The sequence below is a fragment of the Bradyrhizobium sp. USDA3010 genome (genome assembly GCF_056429065.1).
The window spans coordinates 1-12615 of the sequence record NZ_JBWJZD010000082.1 but is presented as its reverse complement, the minus strand read 5'-3'; the positions used below and the strand labels follow the sequence as shown (position 1 = coordinate 12615).

Sequence of the window (12615 nt, the reverse complement as noted above, 5' to 3'; positions counted from 1 at the left end):
CGGGGCGTCCGCCCCCGTTCGCCCAACCTACACCTCAAGCGCGTTGCAAAGTACCGGTCGTCAGGCGGTGAAAAGCCGAAGGCAATCCTGTGCGCCTCGTCAGAGCAGATGTACGGCCGCATCAATCAGGCCCAAAAGCCGCACTCTCACGAATAGGACGGGCTAGTTCGGATGTTGTTAGAGCAATTTTGCGATATCGGTCGCGTGAGGTGGTTCGGGCGATTGCCCTGGATCGCGCCAATGTCGGCGGATACGCTGCAAGCCGCCTTCAAAGCATCCTTCTGGCGGGATGTTTTCAAGCCATGAGGCGCAGTGCGCATCGTGGAAGGCGGTAGCGGAGAAAAGTCCGATGCCGCCAAAGCGGTCTGGCTTCAAAATGGTTTCAACAATCAACACTGAAATATCTCCAAAAAGTGACTAACATCCAGCAAGCTAACTGACCTAAGTCCCGCAAATCTCCTGCAAGAATTGGCAGGGTCGTTTAATCGCGCCTCCACCACAAGTTCGATTTTTCTTCGATCTCTGCATTGTTTTCGGTGCTGCTACTATCGGATCAGGATCTCAGCGAACTGAGCGAGCGTCGGTGGCGTAGTTGGGAGGATCTATGCCCTGCTCTCAGAGGTTTCGGCGACTCTGCCTCAAAAAAAATAGGAAGGGCATTGCTGGCCGGCTTTCCGCAGAGGCGCTGGATGCTGATATCAAGAGCTATAACCAGGACACTGGCGTTGGCGGCAACGTCGGCGTAGCACTGGCTCAGCTGCGGAAGTCGGTCGGCGTAAAAGCGACGGCGATCGCACCCGGTATCCCGACCATTGCTGATCCCGAAGATACGGCACTGATAGACTCGAGGCGAATCGACGACGCCGCAGCACGGCGTTGGCCAGAGGAGCTGCGGAAGGCCACGACCAGGATGTGCATCTGGGGTTGATGGACCAACCAGAACCGTCGTCATCAGTTGGCACCAGTTCAGTCGACTGGGGTTTCAATGGGACGCAGGAAGCAGCCTGTTTACTCCGAGGATGCTTCCTTTATTTCGGGGCTTGAGGAGGGCCTTACGAAGGGCAATGCCGCTAAACGTGCGGTCAAGAACACCGTAGGTTTCTCTTCGCAGCTTTGGCGGCCGGCTCTTCAATAACAAGAGGCGATGGCCGTTCGGTTGAACGAGGAGTCGCTGAGCGATGATGCGCGCAAGTTCATCGGGACGGGTAGCGCTCATCTGCACCGCCCATAAGGTCGCCAAGCTCGTAAGAGTCGCTGGAGCAAGCTATCGTCCATTAACGAGCCCGATACCAGAGCTATCTGGACGGGCTCCTAGCGTCGGGAGTGTCCGTCGGCGCCATTCGTGGTTCATGGATGAGCCGAACGTCATTGGGACCTCCCGGCCCCACGATGGCGAAGTAGCGCTCGCCGCGAATGTCGTATTGTTTTACCGGCTGCGTCGCGTCGGGCAACAGGCCCCAGCGGCCGAGCTTCGAGAGCATCGTGGCCGAGGCGGGTTGGGTGCCGTGCGAAAAATCCTCGGGAACGGCGAATGATGCAGCATAAACCTCGCGGGCCGCCGGAGATGTCGTCGCGGCCCTGGCGGACGACGGAGCGGCTTGCTCCATCGACCGTCCAAGCAACGCTGGCGAGGCCCGATTCGCAGGCCGCGCGCTGGGCTGCGGAACGTTTTCCGGCCGAGATCCGAGACGAATGCCACCGCCTGGCGGATTGAGCGGGGTGGTTCGCCTCATCTCCGCCGCGGGCACGAACAGCGCGGTGTAGCGGTCATTGTGAACCACGAAACGGGTGGGGCGGCTGTCCTGGCTCGGCGGGACGCTGCTACTGTCAAGGGCAGCAGGCGCGTGCTGGTCGTCGTGCCGCGAGTTAAAGGAACGAACGGCCTCTCCTAAATCCAGGGCTTGGTGATGGCGCGCGGTCGGCTCGCGAGAGGACGATGGGCCGGCGTCTTCCATCATCGCCCACAGCTGATCCTGAACGTAGTCTTCCGCGGGAAGGACGAACGGCGAACCGACCGATGGCCCGAAAGGCGACGGTGCGCCGGCGTCTTCCATCAGCACACGAGCGACTGAATTGCCGGACTCGCTCAGCTGGCGCCCAATGGCATCCCCTTCCAGCTGATTTAGCGTCCTCTGCCTCTTCGCAGGCCTCAACTGCCCCGTGTAATCCTCACCCATGAGGATCTCGTGCCTTGAAAGGGGGGAGCTCCCGGTCAATTCGGTCGGAGCCGGCTGGTAGCTATCGCTCCAGCTGAAGTGATGCACGGCTCCGGGGTCCGGTGCCTGGTGATCGCGCGCGGTTGGCATGAGAGACGATGCTAGGATGGCTTCGCCCATCATCCCTCGCAGCGGATCCTGACCGTGATGTTCCGCAGTCAGCTCGTTCGGCCAACCTAAAGCTTCCTGCGGCGCGCTGTGCTGCGCAGCGGCGCCCCCGAGGCGTCTGGTAACTGCGTCTTCGGGGCGGGCCCTATGGTGCCCAAGTTCCAACACCTCGGTGAGTCTACGGTCCTCGTCAGACAGATGAGGATAGTAGTGATCTGAAGAAATAGGAACCCCTGCGACCGCACTGGTATCAAGCTGCGCCCCCTCATCCAAGTACGGCTCAAACTCCGCTTGCTGCTGTTGCGGCTCCGCGGCGTTGTGAGCAGCGCGATTTTGGTTGAATGAGTTGATGCTGTTAAATGGGTCCATGTCCCCTCCGTTTGAGTCGGTTCGCAATCCCGAGCAGATAGTGTCGCTCACTGGTTCTCGCTCTACTAGGATCAGCTGTCGACAAGCTGACGTGCTTAGAGACCTAAGAGAGCCAAATTGGCCAGCCTGACTGACTGCGACACTCACCCGAGGGACGCGCCAAGGAATGCCGGATTGCATTTTTCGGAAGGACTGGCTGGGCTGAGTCGGAGCCGGCACGAACAGAGTCTATTTTGAGTAGCATCATGGGACCTACAAAATAGTCTCAAATAAAGTGTGTACTGAGCTGGGATGTGCTCTGATGATGCCGTCCGGATGGTGCCCGAACTGAGGCGGACCTCTTCGTTGAAGGCATGCCCTGCCGAGAAGGTCTGGACTCTGGCCGCAGAGGATGAATCGGATCCCGCGATCTTGGCACGTGTCGCGGTGCGGACAGTGCAGGAATTTCTGCATGCGACCGATGTGAAGGTGGACGCGACGTGCGACATGTTAAGTGTCGCCGGGAGCGGGCTTGAATTATTGCACTCGCAAGGCGTCATCCATCGAACGGCGAGTACCTGAAAATCGAGCGAAAGCGCTTTCCGGCCTTCAAGGCCAGCAGGGCAGTGCATGCGACTAAACCGTGACGAAGATTGGAAATTGATCAAATCGCCGTCTGAGGTTACCTAAGAGGGGGCAGCCAGATCGGTTCAGGAGCGATGCTGTAACTGCAAGCGGTCTCGCGGACGCTGCTGAGCAGACCTGACCAGCGGCAGCATCTCGGGCACGCGAGCACTCGACAGCACCAAGCGAACAGTTTGGTGATGCCGATCACGACTAGGCAACCCGCGTCAATTGGTTGCCCGGCGGCTCGAGGTCGACGGGCTTTGGCTGTGCTGCTTCCGTGTCAGCCCATTTTAGTAGCGTCAGTTCGGCTGAGAAGCCTGGCCCGAAGGCACCTAAGATACCGTATGATCCAGGCGCTTGCTCCTCATGCGCCAGCACGTGTTCCAGCACGAACAGCACAGTTGCGCTCGACATATTTCCATGAAGTCGAAGCGTCTCATAGCTGGAAAAAAAGCTCTCAGAGGACCTGCCAAGGCCCCGCTCACAAACTTCCAATACTTTTCTCCCGCCAGGGTGAAAGATAAAGCTCCTTACTTGGCCAGGAACGACGCCAGCCTCCGCGAGCAACGAGCTCATCGCACGTGGCATCAATTCGCTAATCATTGACGGAATGCGCTCGGAGACCACGACTTCAAATCCCGAGTCGCCAAAATGCCAGCCCATTAGAGAAGTCGAGTGCGGGTGAAGCAAACTCGTACTTCTCACGATATCCAGCTTGCCAGAGCCGCTTTCAGCTGGCCCGATTAATAACGCGGCAGCGCCATCTCCAAAGAGGCTTGAGGCGACAACGTTCTTTGGCGTGAGATCATTCGGTTGGAATGTAAGGGAAGTCAGCTCCACAGCAACGAGGAGAATGCGTTCGTTGGTTGCTCGGCAAAGGGCTCCTGCTAAACTAACTCCTGATGCTCCCCCAGCGCATCCGAGGCCAAAAATCGGCGTCCGTCCCACATCTGGTCGCAACCCGACCTTGAAGATCAGGTCCACGTCGAGACTAGGGGTCGCTATCCCTGTCGTCGAGACGAACAAATCCCGATCGACTTGCTCGGGCTAAATCCCAGCCCGGTCGAGGCAGAGCACCGTCGCTTTGCACGCGAGCTCCTTCGCCCAATCCAAATATATCTGGTTGGTCTCACTTATGCGATGCTCGCCCAGAAGCCATTCGGGCGTAACACAAAAGAACCGCTGATCGACTAGCGCATGATCGAATACGGCAAGATATCTCTTCAGCTTCTCCATTCTGGATACGAAGTGGTGACCCGCTAAAGCCTTGAGGTCGGTCTGAGAGAACCGAAACGGTGGCAAAGCCGTCCCAACAGCCAAAATTCTGGACATCAGTGCCTCTTGTCGTTCGACATGGATTCACACCAACAAGGACGCCCGCGACATCCAGCCGTTAGTTTTCACGTGGACCAAGCCGACGTTGATGTTCTGCCCAACGCGGGCAGTTCCTACGGGCAGCTCGTTGGAAAAGCCTGCGATTCCGGTTGAGCAAAAGCCAACGATCGGAGGGCCATGAGCACGCAATCGTACTCAGCGCTGGCGGCCAAGTGGGCAGAAAAGAAGACTTTATGTCCACGCCTGCTGCACAGCCCTGTTGGCCCTCGCTGCCGTTGACGAGCGGCAGCTGAGTCGCAAGGTCGCAGGCCTGATATTTATTGATGACGACCGCAGTAGCGCCTGTTGCGTACAGGAGGACGTCATTCCAGGCGTCACCGAGTGGGTCCTTAACGGGGCTACGGGTAACAATTTTGCGTTCACCCTGAAGGCCCAGCAGAATGAGTTTAGCGTTAGAGCCCTCGGGACTGGCGCAGTGCCGTTCATCGCGATTCCAAACACCGAGTTGGCGATCCGCCAGCGGAAGCCGATTTCACCGCCGACCGGACTTCCTGTTGGACCAGGATACGTCAGGGCAGGAGATGGCGCACGGACCACATCTGCGGCGTTGACGAATTCCCAACATCGACGGCCATCGCCGCGATTGAGACCGATATCAGAACCGCTTCGCTCGCAGAGCGGCGCGGCCAGACTGGCGACAGTTGCGACCAGCAAGACGATGACTATCGTGCCCAGGAGCAGCCGTTTCATTCTTCTCGACCCAATCCGAGGTCAACGTTCTTGAGAGGTTCACAGACGCGGATGCATGCCATGTGGCTGTCTTCTTGATCAACTGATCAGGTTGGTAGGTGACTGGAAATAATGTATCCGCCTCTGCGAATGAATGGCTCGTGTTCTTCTGTGCGAACTCATATGAGTTCGTCGCGGCCAAGCCGTGTTGCCATCGTCGATAGGCCTGTCAGGCATCGGATACACTGACGGGATTTCGCGTAGCTGACATGTCGGAGGAAATCGGCTCGGGTCGTCGCCAAGTATTTAGGCGATGCCCGCCACGAGCCGTGAGCCTTTCAGGAACCAGTTATCCGCAACGCCGCCGGAACAGGTGCCTAGGCCGCAAGGGCTCACAGTAAAGGCATTACCATCCATGCTTGGGCGCACCCGGGGACAGTGATTGTTTTGCTTATTGGAGCTCAATTAATTGAGTCGGCTCTTTAAAGGCCGACATTCGGGTTCCGCCGGCTTGACGCGTCATGGGTTGCGAGGTGAATCCACTCGTCTAGCCTAGTTCCGAGCGTCACTGCGGAGAAGCTGCCGATAACCGTCATCTGCTATCCACTTTGCCCGAGCGAGATGGCTGTCAAAAGCGCGACGCGCCCGATCCCAGTCTTGAGCAGGGTCAACGTGAAGAACAACGCGCGCTACCTCGCGCCAATCTGCAGCCTCAGCATCAGCGTCAAGCAGCCGCCAGTATGTAGCCAAGTGCTCCTGGTCATAGACGGTCAGGCTCGCACCCGATGGTGCAATGTCATCGACGGTCAAATCGAGCAGCGGTTCCTGCACTGAAAGGTCTCCATGGGCAGCTTTAGGGGCGCGACGAAGGGATCGTCGCGAGGTTGGTGCGCAGTCGCAGTATCCTCCGATTGTGGAATAGTTTTGGTGATGCCACATCAGGTAATGCGCTTTACGCAACGACATCTGAAATGCTTCACTGTTACACCCTTATTGTCACTGTACTGAATGGCCGACTTAGCATGCCATCGATCATGAGCTTGGGATACGTGTGATGATTCTCGAGGCTCGGGAAATCAACGAAAAGCGGAGTGAAACCTGCGGGCAAGGTATGGCGCCGACCCAGCAGAAATGATCGTCGCAACATTGCCGAGAATGGCATGCGGTAAATTTGGCTCAAGTTGATGGAAGCACTGGTGGGCGATCGCAAAGCCAACCCGATACTTGTGGGCAGTGCCGAGAGGTTCGCGAGCACGAGCGTCGTGAAGCTCTCAAATTCGCCGCTTACAAGCCGGAGGAAGATCAGCACGCTTGTATGCTGCGCGCGGGATTACGGCGACGAGACGGCCACCGAGCAGAGAAGAGGGGGCATCTCCGATCCACCGCTTGTAAGGGTTACGATGAGGACCTTGCCATCATCCGTGGCTTCCCAGAGACACGCGAGCCAGGAAGCCTCTCTAGTCTTACTGAGTCAGAGTGTCGCGGGCCTCCCGTGACGCCTTTACACTCTCAGCGCCGCGGAAAAGTAATCGTCCCTTGCCTACAGCGCGCGCTGCATCGTGTAGTTTGATCCGGTCGTCGGCAAATACCTCGACATCTTCATCGCTCTCGACCTCAACGCTCTCTATCGACAACGCGGGTGCCGAGAGCAGACACTGTACGGTGTACGGATGCTGAAAAAGGAAGCCGCGATGCACGGCTTCGATCCGGACTAGCTGCGCCGGATCCAAGACGTTGCTTCTTCGTTGCGCCGCTTGGGTCAAGAAAAAGACCTCCGCTCTCCAAGACGGTGCGCCATTAGAATTCTGCCATCCATCACGTCTTCCGAGGCCTCGATAAAAAAAGCATCAGCACATTACCCATGATGCCACGCCGAATATCGAGGCACTCATCGCAGAGACGCAAGGATGGCACTCCGGGCATGGTCTCCGCGCCGTTAACCACACGGTATGCATTGGCAGGATGATCTCCGCATGAGGAGCAGATATCGGTACGCCCCTCTGCGGAGACGGCATGACGGGATAAAGCTGCAAGCTTTGGCTCGACGCGATCGATCAACGACCACCAATATTCAGTATGAGGTTCGATCTGCTCCATGTGCTGTTCCAGCAGATCCGGGCAATGCCTTTGCAGCCAATCATAAGCCACCTCCCTGCGGCTCTGATCGTTACGTACCAACGTTTCATACAATGCAATCTCAAGGCGGAACCATTCTCGCGGCTGCTGCAGCTGGAGCGCCTGAAGCTGCACGAGATTGATTGAATACCGAATTCCGCCACTGTAGGCCTCCTTTACGGCGCCTATGCAATAGTCACGCACGGCCTCGAACGACGCGGAAAGATTATCTATCAGCCCATGGGTATAGCGCCATGGGTGCTCCCCGACTTCAATTTTCCAAATGTCGAGATAACCACTTCTCTTAAGTGCAGCTGCAATGACCTGATCAGCTTCCGGACGCTTTACGAGAAGGCCGTACATATCATTGAAATTCTCTATCTCAGGGTCAACAGAGCGCGCGGCATCCAACACAGCGTTCTGTGCGTCATGCATCGCTTGGATTGGATTTGGGCGACCAGCTGTCCATGCAAGTTCGTCGGCGGATACCGGCTCGAAATCAACCGGAAGCTCTGTCAAAAGTGGGCTGATTCGCAGATCTTCCGGTGAGCAGTAATCCGCATCCGGCACAAGTTCTATACCGGCCATCTTGTATACGCGCGCGACCAGACGGGAGCAGAATTGTCATTTTGATCTTGGCCTGCGGACTGCAGCGACTGATCGTGCGGCTTCGCTTTTGGAATAGCGTGAACCGATTTCGGACCGCGCATAGTCAACAATCTGCTCAATCACCTTGCGATCAGGTTTATCTTTCAAACGGAAGTGAAACGCCGTTTCGTCGTCCTCAAATAGTTCGCGCTGCAGATTACGCGCCTGCACTCCGCTTGAAGTCGAATCGACAAATGAACCATGCTGAACGCATATCATCGCGTGAGATACGACGCCCCTAGTCGTGAAGCGGATGGCTTTTACTAAGCTTCCCCGGGGCGTGCTGTGAAAAGAATATCTCCCGGCTCTACGCTGTCGATCTTGATGCGTTTCATCACTTGCCCCATCAAGAATCGAATTCTTCAAGGGATAAAAAATTTCCGGTCTTTGAATGAGATACCCCGTCAATCACTTGCGGCTCCGCTTTGACCAAAGGAGTCCGCGTACAATTGTTCAACCTTGGCAACTTCATCTTGGGTTAGCTCGGCGAATTCGTTCTCGCGTGCCCGCTTCGAAAGCCTCCCCTGATTCTGCCGCAGAAAGCCAAACAGATTGTTCAGTGTTCGCTCCGGCATGTCGATAATGCTTTCGACGCCGGACCGGAACAGATCGAAGTTGCGAAGGAAGCTTGTCTCGTTCGGAAGGTCCTGCTCGATTGTCTGCCGCACGCATTCGTACAGGAATTCTGCATGAGGGGTCGCGTCGAAGAAACGGTAAAAATCCCCGGTGTCGTTCAAAACCTTCACGTTGTTCTTTGGGGTCGCCTCCCATTGAACGCAGGGAAGCAGCCTGCTGGAATAGCTTTCCAGCACGCCCTTGTACTCAATGATCCGGTCAAGAATTGCCGACGATACTGGAAAATGAACACCTGCCGGATTGAACCCGCGCCTCGCGAGAACGTGGTGCATCAGATAGCGGTGAATACGTCCGTTGCCGTCCTCGAACGGGTGGATATAGACAAAACCAAATGCGAGCACCGCCGCTGCGATAACAGGATCGATCTCGCTTTCTGCGGTGTGATCGAACGCGATCAATCCTGCCATAAGAGAGGCGATGTCTTCATGCCGCGCGCTGATGTGGTCCGGGATAGGCCGCTGCGTGTCGCGGTCGTGCTCACCGACAAAGCCGCCTTCCTTACGGAAGCCAAGCTTCACGAAACGCTCGTCTCCGATAACGATCCCCTGCAGGCGCAGGAATTCCTGCTCGTCGAGCGGCGCGCGGCCCGCCTCTCCGATAGCGCGCCCCCATCGTTGAATACGGTCCTGGGGCGGTCTTTCTCCCTCGATGACGTAGCTGGACTTCGAATCTTTCAGCAGCAGGAAAGCAGCCGTGCGCGCGAGCAGATCCTTCGGAACCTCGCTTACGACTGCGCGCGCGCGCTCCTTCCAGTCCTGCGCGATGAATTCGTTTAGCGTGGGCGTCTTGAAAACGAGCGGGCAAAATTCCGGCGTGCCGGGAAGATTGTTGCGAACGCGATGCCGGGCAGAGTTCGTGCCGCCCCCTCCAAATTGGAGGTCAGTATCGATGGCGTCCACATATGAGACCTTGTCTGTAAGCGACAGCTTCAACTCGCGGCCAAGCAGCCACTCGTACAGAAACCAGATGCGGCGCGTGTAAATGCCGGTCGGCTTTTGCCGGACAAGCTCCGCGATATCTCCTTCTTTGACGGCGAGGAAAAGCCGCTTCAGGATGGCAAGATCGACTCCTTCGTTCTTGAGGGCAAAAGTCAGGTGGCCCTCTAGTGCGGCCTCAGGCGCATGGCGCGGCGTGTAGATGCGCCAACCATCCTGTTCAACGATGCGGTGCTTGGTGCCGATGGCTGAAAGGATGCGGGGCACTGGGACGGAGAGCTTGTAAGCGCCAATAAGCGCCGCATAACCCGCCGGGACAGCGGGCTGAGGCAATCGCCTATCGTGAAAAACGCTCACCGGTCCTGAAAATTCAGCGCTCACTGCACTTCTCCTGAAAAACAATCTCCGCCCACCGATTTTTCTTCACTGCAGCGGCTCAATCTCGAAAACCCATCTTAACACGTGAAAAATCATTCGCTCAATCCAAAACTTGTGATAATTCTTCACCCCTCAAGATTTGACATTGTCATTGATTTCAAGGTATATACCTGACATTAGAGCCAATGATGAGCGATGGACCGCACAGAAGTCTCCCCATGAGGAGACATTGGAAGGACCTTGCCGAGCGAGCTGCAAAAGCGGCGTTCTCGTCGGATCAGGTTGCGGAAGGCCTCCCTTATGCGCTCACGAAGGACATTCTGAGCGCGCCAATCGCCGAGGTCCGGGACATCCTGGGAGGCGGCACCCTGTTTCCAGACATGACGATTGAGAGACTGGAGCTGCTAAGGCAAGGCCAATATGGCTCTGCAGCGACGCATCAACTTATCGACTGCGCAATCGAAGCTGTCGCCGTCGGAATGAGCGGCGATACCGCAACCGAAGCCGCCTTGGCGAATGCGCTGGAAGGCGCGGCGCGCGACCACATTCGCGGCATTGAAGAGCACTATCAACGCGAAGCTTCTTCCCGCAGCGCCGGTTTCGTTCGCGTCCGCTTGGACGGAGCCCGACAGCAGCTCGACTGCGGCGGCCTCGCCCGAGAGCTCTTATCGTTTAGCAAACTGCCCTCCCAGCGGTCAGTCACTCTGCCTCGCCAGTCGGGGATAGATGAAGGACCGCCACTATGAACATTACGTCATACAAGCCGAAGATCAGTGAGAGAGCGGTTGATGTGGTCGAGGCGGGCCGCCGCCCTCGGAAAGGCCGTATCGGACTTGAGCTCAATCGTGATCTTGAATTCAGCACCGACGCCCTGCGATCCTACGCGTTCGCGCGATGGGAGCCGATGATTTACGACGCAATGGTCGTCGCCGCCGCGGTCGAGTTTTCTGATCGCGCCATCAAGCGTCCGTCGCGAGGCTGGACCCGGAAAATCGAAGTGCGAATTCCCGTTCATGACCCGATGCGCTGGAGCGATCCCTCCGTTTCAGGCGCGTTGCATGAAGTGTTGGGATTCCTGACCGGCGATCTGTGGGAGATTGAGTTCGTTAAAAGGGCTAAAATCGAATCCTCTCCCGTGCAGGAATGCCTGCAGATCCCGCGGCCGACGAAAGCCGTTATCGCATACAGCGACGGCATGGACTCGCGAGCTGTGGCTGGGCTTCTAGGAAAGACGCTTGGCGAAGAACTTGTTCGCGTACGCGTCGGTGCTAAGGCTGCGGGAAAGCCGGTCGTCGATGGACGATTGCAGCCTTTCACGAAAGTACCGTACAAATTCAAATCGGTTCTGACGAACGGTGAAACGACGGCAAGAAGCCGCGGCTTCAAGTTTGCGCTGATCAGCGGCCTTGCGGCTTATCTGACGAACGCAAGCGACATTCTTATTCCCGAAAGCGGGCAAGGTGCAATTGGCCCGGCGCTAGTGACTGTAAGTCATGGCTATCCGGACTACCGCAACCATCCCAGGTTCACGCGACTGATGAGCCGATTCTTGAAAGTGCTCACGGGCCATGCAGTGGAATTCAAGTTTCCTCGCCTCTGGAATACCAAGGGAGAGACGCTGCGCGAATTTGCAGCTCTGCCGTGATTCTTGGAAAGACACGAAGTCGTGCTGGCGGGATAGCCGTTGGAGCACGCTCAACGGGACGAAACTTCAGTGCGGCGTATGCGCGGCCTGCATGTTGAGGCGCATGAGCGTGCACGCGGCGGGCCTTAGCGAAGAGCCGGGAAGGTATATCTGCGAAGACTTGCGGGCGCCTACCTTCGCCGAGGCAATCCATCCCGAATTTCAACGAAAAAGCGCGGCATTCGAGCAGTGCGCCATCGCAGGCACGCTTCATCTTGATCACATGGCAGATATGGCCGAGGACGAAGCTCGTCCAGCCGTGCGTCGCCACACAGTGCTGACGGGACTGGCGCTTGGGCTCTCAGCTAAGGATGCTGAAGAAAAACTTGTAGTTATGCTCGAACGGCGTGCTGCTGAATGGAATGGCTTTGTGGATGATCTGGGAGCGCGCTCCTTTGTCAGGAAGTGGACGCGGGCAAGTAAATGAGCGGTGAACGGCTAACGGATGTGGAAATCGGTGAGCGGCTGCGGGTCGCGCGTGAAAGCGCAAAGCTTACTCAGGCAGACGCGGCTGCGCAGATCGGCGTGGTGCGAACCACCCTTGTCGCAATTGAGCAAGGTAAGCGGCGCGTCCAGATAGATGAACTTCAAAAGCTTGCGAACATCTACGGCACTTCGGCCAACGCGCTGTTGCGCCGCGAAGCCGTTCATCTCGATATGATCCCTCGCTTCCGCAAGCTTGCAGAAAAAGAAGATAGTGCGGTCGAACGGGCGACCCGGCTATTGAACGACCTAGCCCGTCTTATTCATGATTGCCGGGCGGGGCAGCTGGAACATTTCCGGTCGGGGTGAAGGCGCGCGCGAACGCTTCGGCTTTTTCGCCGCTTTTCGACCCGACTTCGTGAACGCGTTGGAG

Annotated in this window: 11 protein-coding genes and 1 pseudogene; 5 read left to right on the top strand and 7 right to left on the bottom strand. The window is 57.1% G+C overall.

What is annotated here, in order from left to right:
• Window positions 1–189: 189 nt before the first annotated feature.
• Window positions 190–306, top strand: a pseudogene (locus AC066Y_RS42180) (dethiobiotin synthase); the annotation flags it as partial.
• A 989-nt stretch (window positions 307–1295) separates the two neighbouring features.
• Here the strand turns inward: AC066Y_RS42180 and AC066Y_RS42175 are convergent.
• The 7 genes from AC066Y_RS42175 to AC066Y_RS42145 form a co-directional block, all read right to left on the bottom strand.
• Window positions 1296–2693, bottom strand: a complete 1398-nt coding sequence (locus tag AC066Y_RS42175; RefSeq protein WP_478278992.1) for a hypothetical protein — start codon at window positions 2691–2693, stop codon at window positions 1296–1298.
• Between the two features lie 816 nt (window positions 2694–3509).
• The gene (locus AC066Y_RS42170; protein ID WP_478278991.1) at window positions 3510–4325 is read right to left on the bottom strand and encodes a type III polyketide synthase; all 816 of its coding nucleotides are present in this window, start codon (window positions 4323–4325) and stop codon (window positions 3510–3512) included.
• A 1590-nt stretch (window positions 4326–5915) separates the two neighbouring features.
• A complete protein-coding gene (locus AC066Y_RS42165) occupies window positions 5916–6194 on the bottom strand; it encodes a DNA -binding domain-containing protein (protein WP_456718401.1) in 279 nt (92 codons plus the stop codon).
• A 632-nt stretch (window positions 6195–6826) separates the two neighbouring features.
• On the bottom strand, window positions 6827–7126 hold the full coding sequence (locus tag AC066Y_RS42160) for a hypothetical protein (protein ID WP_478278990.1): 300 nt from the start codon (window positions 7124–7126) through the stop codon (window positions 6827–6829).
• A gap of 52 nt (window positions 7127–7178) precedes the next feature.
• Window positions 7179–8066: a hypothetical protein gene (locus tag AC066Y_RS42155; RefSeq protein WP_478278989.1), complete on the bottom strand. Its 888-nt coding sequence runs from the start codon at window positions 8064–8066 to the stop codon at window positions 7179–7181.
• Window positions 8067–8102: 36 nt separating this feature from the next.
• Entirely contained in the window at window positions 8103–8534 is a 432-nt protein-coding gene (locus AC066Y_RS42150; protein WP_478278988.1) for a hypothetical protein, read from the bottom strand.
• The gene (locus AC066Y_RS42145; RefSeq protein WP_478278987.1) at window positions 8531–10078 is read right to left on the bottom strand and encodes a Fic family protein; all 1548 of its coding nucleotides are present in this window, start codon (window positions 10076–10078) and stop codon (window positions 8531–8533) included. Before AC066Y_RS42145 ends, AC066Y_RS42150 begins: the two co-directional genes overlap by 4 nt.
• 215 nt (window positions 10079–10293) lie before the next feature.
• On the opposite strand from AC066Y_RS42145, the gene AC066Y_RS42140 reads away from it, so the two are divergent.
• From AC066Y_RS42140 to AC066Y_RS42125, 4 genes are all read left to right on the top strand, one after another.
• The gene (locus AC066Y_RS42140) at window positions 10294–10821 is read left to right on the top strand and encodes a hypothetical protein (RefSeq protein WP_478278986.1); all 528 of its coding nucleotides are present in this window, start codon (window positions 10294–10296) and stop codon (window positions 10819–10821) included.
• Window positions 10818–11720 (top strand): hypothetical protein, encoded by a 903-nt coding sequence (locus AC066Y_RS42135; protein WP_478278985.1) that lies wholly within the window; start codon window positions 10818–10820, stop codon window positions 11718–11720. Before AC066Y_RS42140 ends, AC066Y_RS42135 begins: the two co-directional genes overlap by 4 nt.
• A 103-nt stretch (window positions 11721–11823) precedes the next feature.
• Window positions 11824–12186 carry a hypothetical protein gene (locus AC066Y_RS42130; RefSeq protein WP_478278984.1) on the top strand — a complete coding sequence of 121 codons (363 nt, stop codon included), beginning with the start codon at window positions 11824–11826 and terminating at the stop codon, window positions 12184–12186.
• Complete coding sequence (locus tag AC066Y_RS42125) at window positions 12183–12551, top strand: helix-turn-helix transcriptional regulator (protein ID WP_478278983.1); 369 nt, start codon at window positions 12183–12185, stop codon at window positions 12549–12551. The genes AC066Y_RS42130 and AC066Y_RS42125 overlap by 4 nt, the downstream gene beginning before the upstream one ends.
• The last annotated feature ends 64 nt before the right edge of the window (window positions 12552–12615 follow it).

Excerpts from the sequence above, each read along its gene's own strand:
- AC066Y_RS42175 (WP_478278992.1), bottom strand. The coding sequence starts at position 2,693 with ATGGACCCATTTAACAGCATCAACTCATTCAACCAAAATCGCGCTGCT.
- AC066Y_RS42155 (WP_478278989.1), bottom strand. The coding sequence starts at position 8,066 with ATGGCCGGTATAGAACTTGTGCCGGATGCGGATTACTGCTCACCGGAA.
- AC066Y_RS42140 (WP_478278986.1), top strand. The coding sequence starts at position 10,294 with ATGAGGAGACATTGGAAGGACCTTGCCGAGCGAGCTGCAAAAGCGGCG.
- AC066Y_RS42135 (WP_478278985.1), top strand. The coding sequence starts at position 10,818 with ATGAACATTACGTCATACAAGCCGAAGATCAGTGAGAGAGCGGTTGAT.
- AC066Y_RS42130 (WP_478278984.1), top strand. The coding sequence starts at position 11,824 with ATGAGCGTGCACGCGGCGGGCCTTAGCGAAGAGCCGGGAAGGTATATC.
- AC066Y_RS42125 (WP_478278983.1), top strand. The coding sequence starts at position 12,183 with ATGAGCGGTGAACGGCTAACGGATGTGGAAATCGGTGAGCGGCTGCGG.